Origin of the sequence: Coprococcus sp. RTP21281st1_F1_RTP21281_210402, from assembly GCF_040915325.1 — a bacterium.
GTDB classification, from domain to species: Bacteria; Bacillota; Clostridia; order Lachnospirales; family Lachnospiraceae; genus Coprococcus; species Coprococcus aceti.
On the sequence record NZ_JBCPDQ010000012.1, the window covers coordinates 44803 to 64264 of the forward strand.

12 protein-coding genes and 1 pseudogene are annotated in these 19462 nt (G+C 43.2%); 3 read left to right on the forward strand and 10 right to left on the reverse strand.

Annotation, left to right across the window (positions count from 1 at the left end; translation table 11 throughout):
• Positions 1 to 4: 4 nt before the first annotated feature.
• The 5 genes from AB5150_RS14120 to AB5150_RS14140 all read right to left on the reverse strand — a co-directional run bounded on the left by AB5150_RS14120 (position 5) and on the right by AB5150_RS14140 (position 15231).
• The gene (locus tag AB5150_RS14120) at positions 5 to 10066 is read right to left on the reverse strand and encodes a fibronectin type III domain-containing protein (protein ID WP_368292092.1); all 10062 of its coding nucleotides are present in this window, start codon (positions 10064 to 10066) and stop codon (positions 5 to 7) included.
• A 254-nt stretch (positions 10067 to 10320) separates the two neighbouring features.
• A complete protein-coding gene (locus AB5150_RS14125; protein ID WP_368292093.1) occupies positions 10321 to 12828 on the reverse strand; it encodes an ABC transporter permease in 2508 nt (835 codons plus the stop codon).
• A 7-nt stretch (positions 12829 to 12835) separates the two neighbouring features.
• The gene (locus AB5150_RS14130) at positions 12836 to 13537 is read right to left on the reverse strand and encodes an ABC transporter ATP-binding protein (RefSeq protein WP_015534070.1); all 702 of its coding nucleotides are present in this window, start codon (positions 13535 to 13537) and stop codon (positions 12836 to 12838) included.
• Positions 13518 to 14870, reverse strand: coding sequence for a hypothetical protein (locus AB5150_RS14135; protein WP_119998769.1), 1353 nt, complete (start codon positions 14868 to 14870; stop codon positions 13518 to 13520). Before AB5150_RS14135 ends, AB5150_RS14130 begins: the two co-directional genes overlap by 20 nt.
• Positions 14871 to 15105: 235 nt before the next feature.
• Entirely contained in the window at positions 15106 to 15231 is a 126-nt protein-coding gene (locus tag AB5150_RS14140) for a hypothetical protein (protein ID WP_015534073.1), read from the reverse strand.
• A gap of 659 nt (positions 15232 to 15890) precedes the next feature.
• On the opposite strand from AB5150_RS14140, the gene AB5150_RS14145 reads away from it, so the two are divergent.
• A complete protein-coding gene (locus AB5150_RS14145) occupies positions 15891 to 16067 on the forward strand; it encodes a sodium ion-translocating decarboxylase subunit beta (protein WP_238050747.1) in 177 nt (58 codons plus the stop codon).
• Positions 16068 to 16071: 4 nt separating this feature from the next.
• Positions 16072 to 16353 (forward strand): sodium ion-translocating decarboxylase subunit beta, encoded by a 282-nt coding sequence (locus AB5150_RS14150; protein WP_055145690.1) that lies wholly within the window; start codon positions 16072 to 16074, stop codon positions 16351 to 16353.
• A gap of 66 nt (positions 16354 to 16419) precedes the next feature.
• On the opposite strand, the pseudogene AB5150_RS14155 reads toward AB5150_RS14150, so the two are convergent.
• From AB5150_RS14155 to AB5150_RS14170, 4 genes and pseudogenes are all read right to left on the reverse strand, one after another.
• Positions 16420 to 16749 (reverse strand): annotated as a pseudogene (locus AB5150_RS14155) (type II toxin-antitoxin system RelE/ParE family toxin).
• Positions 16746 to 17054 (reverse strand): type II toxin-antitoxin system RelB/DinJ family antitoxin, encoded by a 309-nt coding sequence (locus AB5150_RS14160; RefSeq protein ID WP_161172198.1) that lies wholly within the window; start codon positions 17052 to 17054, stop codon positions 16746 to 16748. Before AB5150_RS14160 ends, AB5150_RS14155 begins: the two are co-directional and overlap by 4 nt.
• A 187-nt stretch (positions 17055 to 17241) precedes the next feature.
• The gene (locus AB5150_RS14165; protein ID WP_161172197.1) at positions 17242 to 17556 is read right to left on the reverse strand and encodes a type II toxin-antitoxin system RelE/ParE family toxin; all 315 of its coding nucleotides are present in this window, start codon (positions 17554 to 17556) and stop codon (positions 17242 to 17244) included.
• On the reverse strand, positions 17546 to 17839 hold the full coding sequence (locus AB5150_RS14170; RefSeq protein ID WP_015534078.1) for a type II toxin-antitoxin system RelB/DinJ family antitoxin: 294 nt from the start codon (positions 17837 to 17839) through the stop codon (positions 17546 to 17548). Before AB5150_RS14170 ends, AB5150_RS14165 begins: the two co-directional genes overlap by 11 nt.
• 292 nt (positions 17840 to 18131) lie before the next feature.
• Here AB5150_RS14170 and AB5150_RS14175 point away from each other — a divergent pair, with 292 nt between their 5' ends.
• Positions 18132 to 18728, forward strand: a complete 597-nt coding sequence (locus tag AB5150_RS14175) for an N-acetyltransferase (RefSeq protein ID WP_368292095.1) — start codon at positions 18132 to 18134, stop codon at positions 18726 to 18728.
• 238 nt (positions 18729 to 18966) lie between these two features.
• On the opposite strand, the gene AB5150_RS14180 is transcribed toward AB5150_RS14175, so the two are convergent.
• Positions 18967 to 19347 carry a hypothetical protein gene (locus AB5150_RS14180; RefSeq protein ID WP_022216065.1) on the reverse strand — a complete coding sequence of 127 codons (381 nt, stop codon included), beginning with the start codon at positions 19345 to 19347 and terminating at the stop codon, positions 18967 to 18969.
• Positions 19348 to 19462: the final 115 nt, after the last annotated feature.

Below are 19462 nucleotides of genomic sequence, written 5' to 3' on the forward strand. Positions count from 1 at the left end.
ATTTTTATTTTACTATAATCTGCACAGCCTGTGTAGTGCCATTTACAGCAATTACATAGACCGTACACTTTCCTGCGGCCTTTGTCTTTATTCTTCCTTTGGCATCAACTGTAGCAACATTTTTATTTGTACATGCATACAAATACCTTGCACCATGTGTGCCATCAAGCACCTTCTTGCTGGCATCTGCCTTGGTATATCCAGGTTTAAGCTTAATCGTCTGCTTAACTCCCAACACGTAGCTCTTCTGTGGAAGCAGAACCTTCTTGATGTTGGTATATTTGCTGCTATTGGTAACTATATGAAGCATGACACTATTGTCTATATACTTCTTCTTACCATTTACCAGCTTATATGCCTTTACTCTCAGCTTGATCGTATCTAACTTAGCAAGTGATTTGCCATTAATGCTGGATATTGTAACTCGGGTTGCCGATGCGCCCTTTACCGATTTAATAAGACTTTTCGAGTTAAAGTTTACATAGCACTCTTGTGCATATATATCATATCCGTCAGCCTTGTTAACCTTACCCCACACAACTGTCACTTTGTTTCCGGATACTACTGCATGGATATTCTTATTGATACCAGCTGTATTTTGTGCCGGTATTTTTGCTACAAACCTGGCATTGATTTTCATATTCTTATTTGCAGCAACCTTTACCGAAGTTTTTGTACTCTTGAAGCTTCCTGTCCAGCTTCCAAGTTTACAGTTGTTTGCCGCCTTTGCCGTGCAGATAAGAACCGTTCCCTCGATCACTGATGCACCATTCTTAACTGTTTTGCCTTCCGCAGTCTTGATTGTGATCGATCCGTTTTCAGTCTTTCCAATAGCTACCTTCACATACCTGAACTTGAATGCCGCTCTTATATTCATGTTCTTTGTCACCGTAAGTTTCACTGTAGTACCAGTCTTGCCTTTGGCATCTCCGCCCCAGGCTGACAGATCACAATGCTTTGCAGGAATTGCCTTGCAGATGATATCTGTGCCTTCCTGAACCAGCTGTCCGTTAGATATCTTCTTACCGTCAGCTGTTGTGACAGTTACCGTACCATTCTTCACTGTGGCAATACTTACCTTCGCATATCTTGCCTTGAAGGCTGCTCCCACTGTGATACTTCCGTCAAGGGCTTTTTCAAATGTGCTCTCAGCCTGATCTGCCGCATCCTCTGTCCATGCGTCAAAGTCATAGTACATATCCGGTGTTGCTGTGTATGTAAGAACAGTTTTCTCGTCAATCATTTCACCGTTCTCCACCTCTGTGCCATCTGGCTTTGTCACCTTTATGTTTCCATGCTCTGTATCTGCTATTGTTACAGAGTAAAGCTTAACTGCATCAACTTTAAACTCCATATTCTTTGTGACGTTTACATCACTTACAAGATATGCTCCTGTCTCAGTTCCATCCTCTGCAAGCACTGGCTGGACTGACATGATATTCTCTGACTCCTCTGAATTTTCAGCGTTCTCTGGTTCATCAATGATTATATCTCTGATTCTCCAGCCCTCAGCAGGTGTAATAACAACACTCGCATCTCCGTTCTCTCTTACCATATTATCAAGAACTACGCCATTGTCATTCTTGAATACCACATTGTCTGGTATCTTTGTAAGTTCTGTTATAGTGTAAGCTGTCTCCGGTGTGCTTTCACCACCTGCAGTCTCTATCAGATTATTATCTCTGTCATAATTTCCCCCTACAGGAATGGCATATCCAACTCTGTCAACAAGCTCTGCACTTACCTCTATGCTGTTTGTAACATCATTTAAAAGTATCTCGTTGGTAAATCCAAAGTCAGTGCCAGACTCTTCCTTGACAACCTTTCCGCCTCTGATGTACTTAACTGTCCATGCCTGGATCATATAATCATCAGAAGGTGTTATGGCAAATCTTACATCCTTGCCAGAACCTATTCTCACTAAGTTATTCTCAGCATTTATTGGCTTAAGTCCGCTTATATCTCCATCCTCGCCGACATAACCTGTACTGATGTCTATATTGTCATATTTCTTAACTTCATCCTCATTCTTGAATATTACATTTACAAGAAGTGATGGTGCGATATATGCATATATCTCTGCATCCTTTGTTATGTCTGTCAGCTTGTATGTGAGTTCATCTGAATCAACATCTGCTCCGTCAACTGTCCAGTGCTCAACTGTGTTGTATTCATCCTTCGGTGCAACTGTAATTGTAAGATCCTTATGTCTCTTGAGCTTAACCTCTCCTGATACGATCTCAAGTTCCTCACCGTCAGAAGATGCAGTGATCTTCGCCGATCCGGTTCCTGTTGTACCTACCTTAACTGTATACTCTGGAATCTCCACAAACTTAACATATACTGCCACATCTGTGTAGATAGTCTTCACCTCATAGGTAGTCTGCTCCAGTTCAGTTCCTTCTATAGCCTGTGTACACTCAGGATCAAGATACCAGCCCTCGATCATCTGGCCATCTGCAGGAGCTGCCGTAAATACTGCATCTCCGCCGGATACCTGGCTATCGCCACTTGTGATCTCAGCCTTCTCGTCCAGTCCATATACCGCTGTCACAGCTCCAAGAGCAGCATCATTTGCCTCAAAGGTTATAACTGACTTGAGTTCCTGCTTAGCAAAGTGAGCAACAACATCTATGTCAGATGCCACCTTGTCAACCACAAATACGTTGCTGCCAAGCTCCTCTGCTGTGTAATCCTTTGTTCCCTCTGCTGTCTTTACTGTAAATCCTGTACATTCCATGTACTGGTCGGCATCAGCTGTGAACTTAAGCTCTCTGTCTCCTCTGATCTGTGCAGAATTACCTTCAAGCACTTCATCTGCTGTCACGTTCTCTGCCTCTATCTGTCCGGCTCCGTCCGCTGACCATGTTATCTTATACACAGGTCTGTCAAACACAGCCCTCACATCAACTCTCGTATCCTTTGGCACTTTGTATGCAAATATCTTCTCTGCCACGCCCTGACTGATTCCATTTACAAGCCAGTCTGCAACTTCATATCCTTCTGCAGCCGCCGCTGTGAATTCCACATATGAAGCAGCACCTATCATATCTCCTGATTCGAGCACCAGCTTTGTAGATGTGATCATGGCGCTCACCTCACCTGTTCCCTCTGTCTCAGGACCAAATGTGAGTACATCACCAACCAGCTCAAGACCAGCCATAACTGTCACATCAGATGAATCTCCGTCAACCGTGATCTTAAGGGTATCATTTACTTTCTTGTCTGAATATAACTTTATATTCTCCGTCTCGCTTGTCAGCTTATGTCCATTTATGATCCATTCTTTTACATTGTATCCATCATCAGGCACAACCTTGAATGTGATGACAGAATCTCTGTATATGTCTGTGATCTGCGCAGATTTGCTCTCCGTCGCATCACTTATGGTATCTCCTATCTGTATGTATGAAGGGAGATTTTTTCTTGACACATCTGCACTTATAGAGCCGTGTGTCTTTCCTGACGCCTCTCCAGCAGAAGCCTTCTCTATCACCTTCAGAGAATACTCAGCCTTCACGGATGGTGCGATCTTTCTGTATGTGGCATTTACTGTCACATCCCCTGTAAATCCATCTGCCGGAGCACTCCACGTAAACGTGTATCTCTCTGTTCCGGACTCAGAATCCGCAGTCTCAGCCAGCTTTCCTTCTCCGCTGTTCTCCGCAAGACTGAATACATCCTCTCCTGCGTAATTTACCTTTATGTCAGCTATCTCATAATTTCTCTTCACCGCAAATGTGAATTTCAGATCATCCTTACTTGCATATGCGATACATCCGCCATTTGCCAGATCAGAATCTCCTGACCTTGCAGTCATCTCTGTGTCATTTCCTGATGTCCACGACACAACCGGCTGTTTGTAGAAGTATACGACAACCTTTGTATCCTTGCCGAGATATTCTAGTTCATACCTCTGGGCGCCAGCACCTTCTGCCTCAGCATCAACCTTCTCGCCATTTACCTCCCAGTATGCTATCTCGTAGCCTTCATTTGGAGTTGCTGTAAATACTATGTCACTACCCTGAAGCTGCTTGTCACCGGATACAAGTGCGTCTGTACCTCCTGCAACCACAGCATCTACTACACCGGCTGCATCATCATCCGCACCATATGTCACCTTGTATCTGTTCGGCGCAGTGTACTTAACTGTATAATCGAGGTCTGAAGCTATATCATACACTGTCATCGTCCTGAGATCCGCTGATATAGTTCCAAGTTCCTGTCCATCTGCTGCTGACCATCCGTCGAGAAGTAGTCCTGACGGAACGGTAACCTGGATGGTCACATTGTCGCCTCGGCTGACTTCATATATACCATCTTCACCGCTCTCTATAGTCACTGTGCCGTCAACTCGCTGAGCCTTGACTGTGACATCCACACCTGTTGTCACTGTAGTCTTTCCATCGCTTCCAACAGTTACAGGCGAGACTGATATTTTGAAATTCTGTGCCTCTGCAAAATATGCCGTGATAAGTGTATCCTCGCTGATCTCCTCTGCATCATATGTGAGAGATGTGTTATTTGTCACTCCATCTTCCGCGAGAACGGTCTCTGGAACTCCATCTTCTCCCGTAACAGTCCAATGATCCAGAACATATCCTGCTGCCGGAACCGCAGTGAGTCTTACCTTCTGTTCTATATGAATGTTTGCACCTGAACCAAACGATTTTCCAATTGTTCCATCCGTCACATAGTTTGCTTTGAGTGTTCCGTGAGCCTCATTGTCCGGCTTGTATGTCAGCTTGTGATATACAGGCTCAAAGTTTACTGCTACATTCATGTTTGCTTTCAGCTTAGCCATCTGGATCTGGTCATCGCTGCACGCCTTGCCACCGGATGTTCCACACTGTGGATCCGTAACTGTCTTTCCATTTAGTGACCAGCTCTTAACCTTATATCCCTTATGAGGAGTAGCAGCTAAAGTGATCGTTGAGTTCTCAGGGAGTCTTGTTCCACTGTCAACTGTGAGTCCGTCACTGTTTTCATTTCCAGGCTGCTGGTACTTGATTGAAACTGTACCATGTGTATTTGCCGGTCTGGCAGTAACGGTGTACACGTTTCCTGTCAGTGTGTATGATGCTTTAACCAGGTTTATTATATAGTTTTTCTCAAGTTCATTCATAACCTGTGAATGCTGATCGCCCACCTTGACGTATGCAACATCTATATCATATATACCCGGCAGCAGCCCACTTACTCCAACTGATCCGAGCTCGTAATCCCTGTCTCTCTGAGGCATTATGTCAGTATCCCATGCCTTGAGACCTGTTATCACCGCATCCTCGCACTCTCTTACAGAATCATTTACACTTTTCTCTGTATCCTGGGCAGCTATCTCAAGCTGTGCCATTCCAACATTTATATTCTTCTGGGTCTTGTCTCCGCCATTTGATGCCGTTATCTGGAACATTCCAATAGACTTCGGTATAAACACGCCGTTTGCAAGTTCGTATTTGTCTGTGTCCTCAAATTCTCCTGTCTTATTATTCTTTATTTTGACAGTGTATTCTGAATCGTCCGTGATATCCTGAAGCTTTCCTGTATTGTCGTATGACACTCTCTCCAGAGACATCTTCACTGAATCTCCATATCTTACATTATCCTGCATGGTCAGATTCATGTTCGTCTTTCCCTCAAATGAGGTATATATAGCCATCGAGTCAGATATACTGTCGTTGTACTGTTTGTTTCCTGCAAAGTATACATATACGTTGTATATTCCCTGTCCGGATGGCTCCCACTGTGCAGTATAGCAGCCATTTGCTCTGTCATACTTACCAGCTATGCGCTTGCTCTCAGGTCCTGTGATGACAAATTCCACATCTCCCTGTACATCCTCACCTGACAGTGATTTCGGCTGACAGCTGAGTGTGATCTTGTCTCCTGTATATGTGACCTCTGCCCCTGTGGTCTCAGATCTCACCGTCTTGGTCTGATATACCGATTTGAGATCAGTTTGGACCACCTTGACAGTATCTGACACATTAAGAGTCTTCTTTGAAGTCATAGTAAAACTTCCGCTTTCACTACCTGCCACATAATAGTACACCGTACTGTCTTCACTTCCCGATGTGTTTCCGAGAAGATAGAAGTTCTTGCTGCCATCCTCTGATACCCATTTTGCGAGTATCCTGTCATATGTAACATCATCAGATGCATATGACACCTTTTCACCTGCATAGTCAGCTGCATTTACGCTGATCAGCTTGTAAGTATTGCCATCAATATCTGCGATGAAATCTGATTCACTCACACCATATGCCGTGCCGCCCACATCAGATGCTTTAAATGTCTGTGATTCATCCACGTAACCATCGCTGTCCTTTTTGACGCTTACGCTGCATGGATAGTAATTCTCGTCACTATCTTTCCACATATAGTTTGTTCCGTCGCTGACAAGAATATATTCCCCGACTCCGGATGTGACTGTTATAAGATTTCTCTCCTTAGTCACGTTCTCCACCTTTGTAGTCTCTGAGCCCGATGCCCTGACTACGCTGCCATCCGACAAATCTTTATTCTCGGTATCGTTGTGCGCCAGAAGCATGACCTTGCTGTCCGCCTTATTTACAGTGAGTGTCGCAGTCTTGGTGTAGAGTGTGATGTCGTTGTAATAAACTCTGCATCGATATTCGTTTCCATCCATTTCATCACTTACATCAGTAAGTCTGAGCGTAGGATTGCTGCCTCCTGTCGATACGCTTCTCCATCCATTATCTGTATTAACCTGCCAGTTGTATCCAACGCTCTGGTTTACTCCATCCCCATCATAATAAACCGCATTTGCCGCAAATTCTGCATTTCCACCCGCAAACGTATTTGTATCATCAGGGTTCTTTGTTATATGGAAATTAGAACTGTCCTGAAGTGTCGTCGCGGTTGCCGGACGGCTGAACAGACTCTTTGAACCATTTGCCTGAAGAGCCCTCACTGCAAATGTGTAAGTCCTGTTGGAATATAGTCCCTTCACTTCATAGTCAGTAACTGTATATGGCACAACTGCCTTGCTGTTGTAATTACCTCCTGCATCAACGATACAGACCTCATAGTAATCTGCATCATTGGACGGTGACCACTCAAGACTGACACTGTTTCTCGTTGTGTCGACAACAGAAAGTCCCATCGGCATACGCGCCGGACGAACAACATTCTTAACATCATAGCCAATGACGAACACTGAATCACTGTCGCTGTTCAGCTTTGCAGTGTTCACTCGCAGCTGCCAGTCAAATGAGAAGCCTGTGCAGTCTGCCGGAACATTGTCCACCGTTCCACTGTATGTAACACCATTCGAGCTTACACGGGTGTGACCAAGACCCGCATGCTGGCTTGATGTTACACCGACGATAACCTTATTACCGAGTCCTCCGCCTCCAGCACCAAGCTTTTCGTTCGCCTCAAGGAACACTTCAGTTGAATACTCATTCTCATCAGTCACAGATATCGTCTGAGTCTGATCTGCACCAGAGCTGGCATTTACAGAAGAATAATTGTTATTTCCACCTGACTGATAGGCGTACTTTAATTTACCTCCAAGAGTCTGGTATGTAGCAGGGTCTCCCGCTGTGTTATTCAGAATATTATTATATATCTCGTTGAGCCCCTTGCTCCTTCTTGCAACCTTGTCGTAATCTGCCACATCTATGATTGAAGTTGAAGGTCCGAGACATACCGGCATAACCACCGGCTCCCATTTTCTCGCAATCGGATCATATATGGAGTATTCGTAATACATATATTTCAAACAGTACAGAACGACCTGATCAGAACCTCCACCTGCGGCATTATATGTTATCTCATATTCCGTTGTCTTTGTATTTGCATATTCAAAGCTTGCTCCATACGAAAGTTCAACCTCTACCTCACCTGCTCCGATGAGCTGGATCTCCGACGACACATACGCGCCAACTGATATTGACAAGTTAGCTGATACCGTGTTCGATGAACCTTTGCTTGTTGAATATGATGTTCCACCGTTATTTACATATTCATATACTTCCTGAACATCATCAAAATACGGACTTGCCTGAAGGATTGCATAGACCTCTGGATTTGTGTATACCGGATACTCTCCCTCGTACTTTAACCGCACACTGTCATTATCAATATCCGGAAGACACAGTGAAACAAATGTTCCATACATATCCTGTCTGCTGTTCGACTGGCATACTACACCCTCCTGACTGCTGTATGGGCTGCCGCCATCCATAGAAAATGTCGCTATGTCCAGCCAGTAATAATCATCTTTATCATTGAGTTTCTTCTCTCTGTGCACTCCCACAACGCACACAAAACTCTGTCTGTAATTGTTCCCCTTGGCATCCTTATCGACACAGCCAACCCTGACATCGCCGATCCACACCTGATCTTTTTTCTTCTTGTCGTTGCCCTGATTGCGCTGGTCGGTACATATACTCATGCTTCCTATCTCCGAACCTGTTATTCCGCCATCTTCCAGTGAGAAAGCATATACCTCTGCGCCAAAAAGCACACTGTCATTTTCATTATTGCCGTTCATGCCCTTAAGGTCTGCACACGCAAGCGCCATAGGTGCATTCACAGGTCTGTAATATTCGTTACTTTTAACCTCGTGATATTTCACGATTTCTTTACTCTTAGTCCCCAGGCTTCTCGTATGATAATCTGACAACACATAATTATCCGTCAGACTATCGTAGTATACGTATCTGTATGCAGCCTGCGTGGCTTCATATTCCCTCTGCACATATTGAGAATTGCTCGAATAATATCCACCAACTATAAGTCCTGTGACCATGGCTCCTGATCCAGGATACTTAAACCGGCCAAATGCACAATTTGCAGCATACATTCCATAGTTCTGTTTTCTGCCATCTGTGTCTCCAAGTGACACTTCATTCAGACCTTCTATAGGGACAAGTCCGCCGTCTTTATATGTATAGACGGTCATATGACCTGCCTTTGCCATGTTGTAATTCAGAACTGATCCAGATACGGCAACCGCGGCCTCATCCCGGCCATCCTGCTCCAGATCACCGCCGGCCAGAGTTACCACAGGAGCTCTTCCTATTCCATAATCACACCACGATCCATCCGTTCCACTTTCATAATTAGATGCAAGCCCGCCCGGTATGCTTATATTATTTCCCTTTGTGAACCTGCCGTTTCCCTTGCCATAATATACATCGACTATGGCATAGCGTATGTTCTGATCGTTTATATTTCTATCCTCGTAAGTTCCACAGTATACGAGAAGATCTTCAAAGCCATCTCCATTCAGATCGGCCTTTTCGATCTCAAACATCGCATCCAGCTCCTGCTGGTATCTTCTGATAAAATACAAAAGTCCATCGCCATATGTAGAATTCTTGTTTAAAGTAGGGGTAAGCGTAGCAATTGAAGATCTTGTACCATCAGCTGCTATCTTGAAAATACTCACATCTATCTTTCCGCGGTACTCCTTGCCGTCTATGACAGTTTTAATACTTTTCCATCCAGCTGGACTGAATACTTTATCTCCATGTACTCTTAGCTCCGCAACGTAGTTGGTTTTTCCGTCGCCTCCATCAAATGCAACGCTTGTCGCATACAGGCCGTTAAAACCATTACTGTCCTTTTTTAGAACATTTCCCATGTTGCTACTTATGTTACTGTCTCCCGATCCGCCGTGTTCCACTTTCACATTATCTTTGCCAAGATCATAGAAACCATACGCTCCGTACAGATTGCCGAGGCTGCTGTTTACCTTTGTAGTCCTGTCCTTGAAATCTCCAATCCTGTCAAATCCGTCTCGCACAGTGTACTTGTTTCTGTAATTGCCGTTTGCCGCAACGTATACCTCATTCACCTCTGCAAATGTAGATATATTATCCTTGTCATACGGCACCGCAGCTTTGCTTTTGTCTATATCGGTGCTGAGACCCAGAGCTTTGTATGTACTCTCGTCAATCTCCGTCTCGACCACCGTCTTGCCTGTTTTCTTCGAGCTGTCCGCCGCGTATGCTTTTTGTCCGGGAATAAATCCGGACAGCATAGATAGCACCATACTGGCCGTCAGCGCCCAGCTTATCGCCCTCTTTCTCATAATTTCTTCCTCCCTTTCACTTAAAAAACTAACCATGAGCACCAGCCGTTTTAAGCTGCCACATTCTGATATCAATAATATATTTACAATTATAATTGCTGTGTTTTTCCATGTACACTAACCAAAAGGCTAGTAATAGGAGGTGAAAACAACTTTTTAGCAAAAAAATCCACAGAACGTACAGTCTATACTGTACGCCCTGTGGATCGTAATAAACATCTAAACTATTTTGTTACATGCCATATATGAAAGGATCATTCCACCGACTTAAGCGATTCCGCCATATTTATCTTATCAAGCTTGACTGACATAACTCTGTTGACAAGGAAATTGAACACAAATGTCAGCACTATACTGTACACATAGCTCATCGGCGCTATATACGTATCAAATGCGACCATATCCACCTTGATCTGTCCTATGACAAATGCATGTAAAAACACTCCAAGCACAAGTCCCACAGCGATCCCGAATGTCGTCAGGACTCTGTTCTCCCTGAACACATAAGCTGAAGTCTCGTTTTTGAAAAATCCCAGAACCTTTATGGTTGCAATCTCCCTGAGGCGCTCTGTGATATTGATATTTGTCAGGTTGTAGAGAACGATAAATGCAAGTGCACCAGCCGAGAGTATGACTACAATTACTATATAATTCAGACTCTCCATCATCTTAGATATTCTGTTCTTCATATCCTTGTTGATAGTCACTGACGCTGTTGCTGCATCACCCATAAGATCGGCAGATATCTCATGCGAATCTGCGCCTTCCTCAAGATTGAAGTACACCGATTTGTACTGAGGTGCTTCCCCCATCTGATCCTCATATGTTTCAGGTGATATATACACATAGTTGTATACATGATTCCTGAATATGCCTGATATGGAGACTCTTATCTCTTTCATCTCGCTGTCTCTGACCGTTATTACATCGCCCGTTTCGAGGTCGTACTGTTCTGCCAGCGCAGTATTGATCACAGCTTCCCCTTTGCCCGGATATTCTATCTTCTCACCATCTTTGTCCGCAAACTTCATATACCTGTCAACATGCTCAGGTTCTTCCATGATGACCATGTTCACGGACTTTACACCACCTTCATGAACCAGATCCCAGGTAGATTCACTGACGAGATCATAGCAGAAGGTATCCTCCTCCAGCCGGTCTTTCAGACTACTGAAGCGCTCATCTTCTTCATCACCCGCAATCGCTGTATTCAGCGTTATCACTCCATCTCCTACCTGTATCTCCCCATACTGATTGTCCGCAAATCCGCTTATGGAATCATTTATTCCAAAGCCTGTGAGCAGCAGCGCAGTACAGCCGCTTATTCCTATTATCATCATAAAAAAACGCTTTTTATATCTGAATACATTTCTGACACTTACCTTTCTCAGAAATTTCAGTCTCTTCCATATAAATGGGATATGCTCAAGGAACACCCTCTTGCCCGGTTTCGGAGCCTTAGGCCTCATAAGACTTGCCGCAGTCTCTGAAAGCTCGTATCTGCATGAAAACCAGGTTGTACCAACAGTACACAAAAGGGATGCTGCCAGCACGCCAATAACAAGCGTCCAGTCTGTGGTTCTCTCAAGCGGAAGATGTATATACATCATATTATATGCATACCAGATAACCTCTGGAAATATGTAGGTGCCTATAAGATATCCTCCTGCACATCCTACCACTGCCGCAGTTCCCGAATAGATCATATATTTTCCCATGATCGCCGCCTTGCCATAGCCTAGAGCCTTCAGCATACCTATCATAGAGCGCTGCTCCTCAACCATCCTGTTCATGGTAGTCATACACACGAGCACGGCAACCAATATGAAGAATACCGGAAATACCTTTGCAACTCCATTCACTATGTCTGAATCGCTCTCAAAGCAGACATATCCGATATTCGTCTCCCTGCCGAGTATGTAATAGTTCACACCATCTGCATCATCCAGCGTTATGTCCTTCACCATATCCTCCGTCATACCCTTTGCCATGAGGATATCCTTATATCTGTCCAGTACACTGGTCTTACATATTGACTCCCATTCGTCCTTCCTGTCGTCTATATAGTCTTCATACTCATCGGCATACAGATCAAACTTTCTGTCAAATTTCACATATACATCGGTGTAGCATTCGCTGTCAAATGCTTCAGGGCTGACATATACAAAGCCCGCGATCTTACCATTTCCAAGGGTTGTGGTGCCTCTTTCAAAATTAATATAAAGAGGGGAGTTGACAGTTCCGACAACGGTGAATTTCTTCACCTTAAGGATATCCTGTGCACTGCTGTCCTCACCTTCTGCTGCATCGTCATCTGCCACCTCTATGACATCACCTATCTTTATACTGTCCATCTTGGCATCTACAACACATTCATCTTCCTTTTCCGGCATGCGTCCGTCCACAAGACTCAGTTTATTGATGTTTTCCGGAACTGACATAGTCTTCAACACCCTGTCATTTTCACCCTGGTTCTTGTATAGGACGTCCAGACTATAACCGCCCTCAGCGTACAGCACATCCTTCTCCCCGGCAAATGAATCCACGTCATCATCCGTATATCCAAGAGTTGACAGAAGATGCAGATCATAGAAATTTCCCTTGTCAAGGAAATTCGATATGGTATTCATCATGTCCGGCTTCGTCATCTTGAGACCCGAGAAGAATCCCACGCCCAGGGCTATGATCGCCATGATGGCTGCAAATCTTCCAAATGTATTTTTTATCTCACGAAATGTCGTGCGTCTCATCATTGATTTCATAGGCCACCTACCATTCCAGATCTTCAACGTTCCTGATGTTATCATTCATAACCACTTTCTCCACAGTTCCGCTCTTAACCGTGATGACTCTGTCCGCCATGGCTGTGAGTGCCTGGTTGTGCGTTATGACTATAACTGTCGTTCCCGTATTTCTGCATGTATCCTGAAGGAGCTTCAACACAGCCTTGCCTGTGTTGTAATCCAGAGCTCCGGTCGGCTCATCACAGAGCAGAAGCTTTGGATTCTTTGCAAGCGCCCTTGCTATGGCAACTCTCTGCTGCTCACCACCTGAGAGCTGTGCCGGGAAGTTCGCCATACGATCCTCAAGTCCCACCTGCTTCAGAACCGTTGCAGCATCCAGCGGTTCCTTACAGATCTGTGCCGCCAGCTCCACGTTCTCAAGTGCTGTAAGGTTCTGTACCAGATTGTAGAACTGGAACACGAATCCCACATCATACCTTCTGTATGCCGTGAGCTGTCTCTTATTCAGAGTTGATATCTCTCTGCCATCCAGCTTCACGCTGCCGCTTGTCAGAGTATCCATACCGCCAAGTATATTCAAGATAGTAGTCTTGCCCGCACCGGAGGCTCCGACTATGACGCAGAACTCTCCCTTTTCTATCTCAAAATCCACATCGCGCAGAGCATTGATCTCCACCTCTCCTGTCTTGTATACCTTCTTAACATCTTTAAATTCTACGTAGCTCATCCTGCACCATCCTTTCACTGTTCTTTCTTACAATCTCATCCAGACTCCACAGCCTTGCCTCGGTCACCCTGTCAAATTTGATCTCTATCCACTCTTCCGTTCCAGGCTTATATATTCCCGCAAAATCATCATTTTGTATTATCTCACAGTCCATCTCCAAAATAAACTTCTCTTCATCATCAGAGAGAACGACAACTGTAAAATCCAGATTTTCTTCCCCCGGCAAAATGTACCGATTTATCAAATGCCCCTCCAGAAGTCCGGGATCGTCAACAAACAAAACTATATGCCTATATCCGCCTACATTCTCGCTATTCACAAAATAATCCAGAGTACCATTTCTTTTCTGAAGCTCATTTGCCAGCATGTCTAACAAGCCCTTCACATCAGCTTCTCCTGCGGCAAAAGAGATTTCTCCATTCTTACGGTCCGCCAGATAAAGCTCATCATATCCTACCCATTCACCATCACCCGGATCACAGGCAAATGCTAGCTGAATCCTGTCATTTGTCTCATTTATCTCAAGCTGGCCTATGATATTTCTCGCTATATCAAATGCACTCTTTTTATTTCCATCACTTACTATTCCTATAACCCCGGTACGGCTGAGATCCAGCACCACCGGCAAGTCGTGGATAACTGCCGTTTTTATCTTCACCTCATTTGCAACGTCTGTGAGCTGTACCTCTCTCTCCCGCTTTCCGCCAGCCTCCTGAACCACCACATGATCAGATATATCCACACTGCCAAGCCCCAGTCTGACCATAAGATGATTGCAGGCCCTCGATCTATTCAGACATTCAGCCTGCGCCTCCGAAAAAAGGATTTGGACTACAGGATTGAATCTATCTCTCATATTATCCAAAATTTCCGTCTTATCGATCTCGATCAATCTGCACAAATGCTTTGCATAATTATTTCTCCTGATAGATTCAAGCTCCCCACGTTTCTCTTTCCCCGGTCTTGTCGAAAAATCCGCTATAGTACCCGGGATTACCCGCATCACTCCGAGGCCAATACACATAAGTATGAGCATAATGAAACCATACAGATCTATGCCGGCGAATCCTATTGGATGCCAGCGCCCTCTATAGTAATACCCTTTCATGTCAGGATTCCTGCCCTTACCATTTACTGCCATAACTATCACGATCACAGCGATCACTGCCACAATGAGAATTTCCACCAGAAGTATCTTCATATTAAGCTTGTTCTGATTTTGGGGCGTAGAGGCCTTAGGCAGTACAAGCTTGTCCGGCGGCAAAAGCTTCTCATCCAGCTTACCCGTTTTTCTGACCTTATCTGTTGTTTCCGTTCCTTCCGCATTCTCCATATTTTTCATATTCCCCATGTGTCCCAAATCTATTATCCCATCAACACTCAATATATTTTAGTTCGAAAATATATCAGTCTGTCAAGTCCGACAATGTATCCCATAAATATTTGTTATATATATTATACATCAGTAACCCCATATTCAGAAATTAAATTTATATATTGCTGTTCCCACGACAAAAAAGTCCCCCATACCTGCCTGATGCAGATACAGGGGACCTTTGTCTCATATACTATTTATGCTTTTTTGACTTTGGTGTAGCCGGTTCTTCAGCTGCTGCAGCGTTATGATTTGCTGTCGCATATACCTTCTGAACTACTTTCTTTTTCTTCAATGGATGCTTTGGGTTCTTATCCATTTTGAACACTTCCTTTCTGTTTTCCTAAAATGTTATATAACAGAAATCTGCAGTGCATATGCCGAACGGTCATCTGCACCACCGGTTGTGCTATCCTTTTCTTATCTTTGACTATGTTATAGTCCTCTATGCTAGCAATGTCAAGAGGTGAGTGCTAATTATTTTGTGAAGATTTTGTGAAGATTAGGTACTCGCATATTAACCGGGAAAGCGTACTGCCCCTCGGCAAAGATATGGTTCAGATACCCCCAATTCCCCCGCGGTTCATTGACACCATTTTCTCAATTGGATATATTGTGGGTGTTATTAGCAAAAAGGAGCTGACAGCCATGCCGAGTCATCCCTTGAAAGCGGGGACATAAAGACCCCCGATGCAAATCGGATCATAGAAGCAAATATAGTATACAATGTAAGGACCGGCGAACAGCTTACCAGGAGAAGACAAAATGCCAAAGGCTTCGAAGAGCTTCTTGACTGTGCCGGTGTCCTGTTCCTTGAAAATAACCAGACAGGAAATCTGATCATCAATCCCCCGCTTTCATCCATCGATGACCTGATGAAATATATGCAGATAGATTTTCTGCAGCCGATATACACACTCACATTCAGCAACGGACTCAGAGGCGGGCACCATACTTACATACCCTATCGCCAGGGCAATGGGCCTCGATGCCGGTTCTTCAGCCGCAGTCTCCATCATCGGCGGTGCGGACGGACCTATGGTTTTATTTGCATCACTCAAGCTGCTCATACCGAAGAGCATAAGAGGCAAAGCCATCGTCAGGGAACAGAGAAAAAGCAAGATCACATCCAAACAAAAGCTGGTTCCTGAATGAACAGGTGCTCAAGCTCCTGATCCTTGGAATGCTCGCGCTGCTCCTCTCAGGTATCGGCGGAATAGTCGGAGGCTACATCGTATACCTCTTCAAACGTGGAAACTTCAACCCTACTGTCGGTATTGCCGGAGTGTCATGCGTACCTTCTACCGCAAAGGTCGCCCAGAAGGCGGCATCCAAGGCTGACCCTTCAGCATTTATTCTCGACTACGCCCTGGGCGCAAATATCTACGGAGTTATAACGACTGCGATACTTACGGGAATTTATATAACGCTTTTGAGTTAAAATTACATGGTTTTATATACACAAAATGCCACAGCAGTTTTATGCTGCTGTAGCATTTGCTTTACCCTATTGCTTTGTGTATAGATTTAACTGATTGTCTGTGTCACGTCCTGCATACATTACTCTAAGAATGGTTACAACCTTTTTATCGCTATCAGGAATATAAAATACCACATAATTATCTACTAGTAATACACGAAGTCCACGGCTTTTCCACGGTTCTTTCTCGTATCTTCGATAACGCTCCGGCATCGTATCCAGACTTAATATCTACTCTTCCAGACGGTCAAGCTGTCCGCTTGCGTTTTGAGAAGATTGTAATTCAAAGGCAATATATTCAAAAATTCCTCTCAGATCATTGTCAGCCTGCTCGGATATCTCTAATTCATATATCATATTCCATAATCCTTACGAATGTCAGTAAAGACCTTTTTAGCATTTTTCATCCGTCCAGCCTGCATATCCGCATACCCCTTCTCCAATTCTTCGTTGAACTCTGTCTCTGATAATGTGCTGATGTCAACAGGTCTGTCATATGGTATTTTTACTTCAAATGGAAGTCCTCTCTGTAAGATAATCTGTTTATAAAACATATTTATAGCACTAGAAGCAGGGATACCCAGTGTAGCCAAAATACTTTCTGCTTTTTCTTTGACATCTGGTTCAATCCTTGCATATAAATTTGCAGATTTTGTAGCCATATAAAGCATCTCCTTTCATAAGTAGTGTTTCCATCTATCCTTAATTATAAGCATATGTCCGCACAACAGCAATACTTTTATCTCAAATAGAAATACACTATCATACACTTACTCATATAAGAAAAATATGTGGGAAGCGTATTGTATTGCTTCCCACTCTTTAATGTTAATTGCGCTACGGATTGTTCTATATCATTTTCCCCTCAAAATCCTGTAATTCGTGAAATATATCATCTACTATAATACGTTCTCCTTCTATTCGATATAACATAAAATATCTATGTCTTTCAAAATTAATTCTTCTATATCCCAGCTTTCTCAAGCACAGATTATCACATAGTTTCAAACTTGAAGCAATTTTTTCCAAACTTCTTTTCGTATTCTCAAAGTCCTGAAGAACATTTGCTGCAGCCTGTTTACTATGTTTTTCAAATAAGAGATATTGAATAAAATTATCCAAATCATTCTCTGCATCTTTTGTCAAAACCACCTCATAAGTCATACTTCTTCCTCATATCATCTATCACAACATCAGCATCACGACATTCACCTTTTTCAGCATGTTGTCTTGACTTCGCCAGTTTGTCTATCATCTGTTCCTCTGTCATTGCCACATATGGATCTGTAACAACCCTTTTTATCTCAAATGGAAATCCATTATTTGCAACTGCCTGGGTAAGAAAAATTCTTATAGCTGTCGTAGTATCTGTTCCAAGATCATGAAATAATTTATCTGATTTTGACTTAAGATCATTGTCTACCCTTACCTGTATTGTGCTTGCCATTCTCATGCACCTCCTAGTATTAATAATATGCAACTTCACCGCTTCTTTATAAATTATAATATTTAATTTATGCCAATTCAATACAAATGTATTGTTTTAGTAGTGATGTTTCATATGCAAACACTATGACATCGGCATCCTTCACATCTTCATATATTTCTATCATGTCATCCTGAATGAGATCATAGTTTCATTTTCACTCTATATATGATAATATGATTACGGTTAGATGTATCTAACCGTATGGGTGGAATTAGAAATTACAACACAATTATTGAACGGAGAAAATGCTATGAAGATAACAAAATGGGATGAACAGGCAGCCGAGGATATCGGCCATGCGTTTGGATATTACGACTACGGGCAAGAAACAGGTATGGGCGTGTTCTACAGCAGCAAAGAGGCAGTGGCAAATTACATAGCCGGCTACGTTCGTATGGCATTTGAGGGACAAATGCTCTACGCGACTAGCGAACGCGGCGAGGGGTATATCGCCTATACCCTGCCGGGACAAAAAATGAATCTCAAAGCTGGCATGGCTATCCTCAAAGCTCTGTTTCGCAATATGAGCCTTAAAGAAATGATCCGCATGGGAAAAGCTCTGTCCAAGGGAGGAAAATCCCTTCAGGATCGAATGAAGAAAGAGAAGAAAGATTTTATATTCGTCGGCATGGTCTGCGTCCGCGAACAATACCAGGGACAGGGATACATGAGGAAAGTTCTTGACATGGCCTTCTCTGAGGGAAACAGGTTGCACGTTCCAGTCATCCTTGAGACTGATGCCAAGTCGAAGTGCGACAAATACATGCATCTCGGCATGGAGCTTGAGGGCGTGCGCTATATGGGCGCTTATGGTAAGATGTACGATCTGATCAAATATCCTAATTAGGGAACAAGGAGCAGCACGCTTTAGCTCGTTGCTGACGCAAATTAAAAATGTCAGATAGATATAAGCTCCAAATCATTGCTCATATTTATCTGACATTTTTAAGTATTTAATGTTTACATTTGGATGGGCGGCGTATCCATCATATCAGGTTCCCGAGGGAGCGCAGGGTGCCTTTCCTGCTTGTCAAATGTATACAATGATGATACCATTGCTTACCGATAAAGTCAAGATATCTTATCTAACCAAATATATTACTACATATCGGCACCAATCTGCCTGACTTTACATATGAATCTATTTTTCCTTTTTTTACATCAAATACTGTAGCAATATAATATTTTGATTCCTTTTCATCTAATTTGATTGAAACAAAAATATTGTCATTATAACATTTAACCAACTCTATATTTCCATTATAACATCCTGCATAGTCTGGATGACTAATTATATCATCTAAACGATCAATGTATTTTGCAGCAACAAAATGCTTTCTTTTAATAAGATGTGTCAACAATCCCTTAGATCTATAAATTGTAAAAGCACTATAATCAAAACCTAATACTGAATTGAGTTTAGTGTTATAATGTGCTACTTTTATTAACTTGTCCTCATTTCGCATATTATATATCTCCCTCTATTCTATATTAAATGTTGAATAAGGCTATTATTTGTTGTATAGTAACCATTGGATATATCTATTTTATATTATCCAATGGTTACTGTCAATATTTAGT

What these genes read in the sequence shown, in the direction of transcription:
- AB5150_RS14120 (WP_368292092.1), bottom strand. Translation starts at nt 10,066, where the DNA reads ATGAGAAAGAGGGCGATAAGCTGGGCGCTGACGGCCAGTATGGTGCTA.
- AB5150_RS14125 (WP_368292093.1), bottom strand. Translation starts at nt 12,828, where the DNA reads ATGAAATCAATGATGAGACGCACGACATTTCGTGAGATAAAAAATACA.
- AB5150_RS14130 (WP_015534070.1), bottom strand. Translation starts at nt 13,537, where the DNA reads ATGAGCTACGTAGAATTTAAAGATGTTAAGAAGGTATACAAGACAGGA.
- AB5150_RS14135 (WP_119998769.1), bottom strand. Translation starts at nt 14,870, where the DNA reads ATGGAGAATGCGGAAGGAACGGAAACAACAGATAAGGTCAGAAAAACG.
- AB5150_RS14140 (WP_015534073.1), bottom strand. Translation starts at nt 15,231, where the DNA reads ATGGATAAGAACCCAAAGCATCCATTGAAGAAAAAGAAAGTAGTTCAG.
- AB5150_RS14145 (WP_238050747.1), top strand. Translation starts at nt 15,891, where the DNA reads ATGGGCCTCGATGCCGGTTCTTCAGCCGCAGTCTCCATCATCGGCGGT.
- AB5150_RS14160 (WP_161172198.1), bottom strand. Translation starts at nt 17,054, where the DNA reads ATGGCTACAAAATCTGCAAATTTATATGCAAGGATTGAACCAGATGTC.
- AB5150_RS14165 (WP_161172197.1), bottom strand. Translation starts at nt 17,556, where the DNA reads ATGACTTATGAGGTGGTTTTGACAAAAGATGCAGAGAATGATTTGGAT.
- AB5150_RS14170 (WP_015534078.1), bottom strand. Translation starts at nt 17,839, where the DNA reads ATGGCAAGCACAATACAGGTAAGGGTAGACAATGATCTTAAGTCAAAA.
- AB5150_RS14175 (WP_368292095.1), top strand. Translation starts at nt 18,132, where the DNA reads ATGAAGATAACAAAATGGGATGAACAGGCAGCCGAGGATATCGGCCAT.
- AB5150_RS14180 (WP_022216065.1), bottom strand. Translation starts at nt 19,347, where the DNA reads ATGCGAAATGAGGACAAGTTAATAAAAGTAGCACATTATAACACTAAA.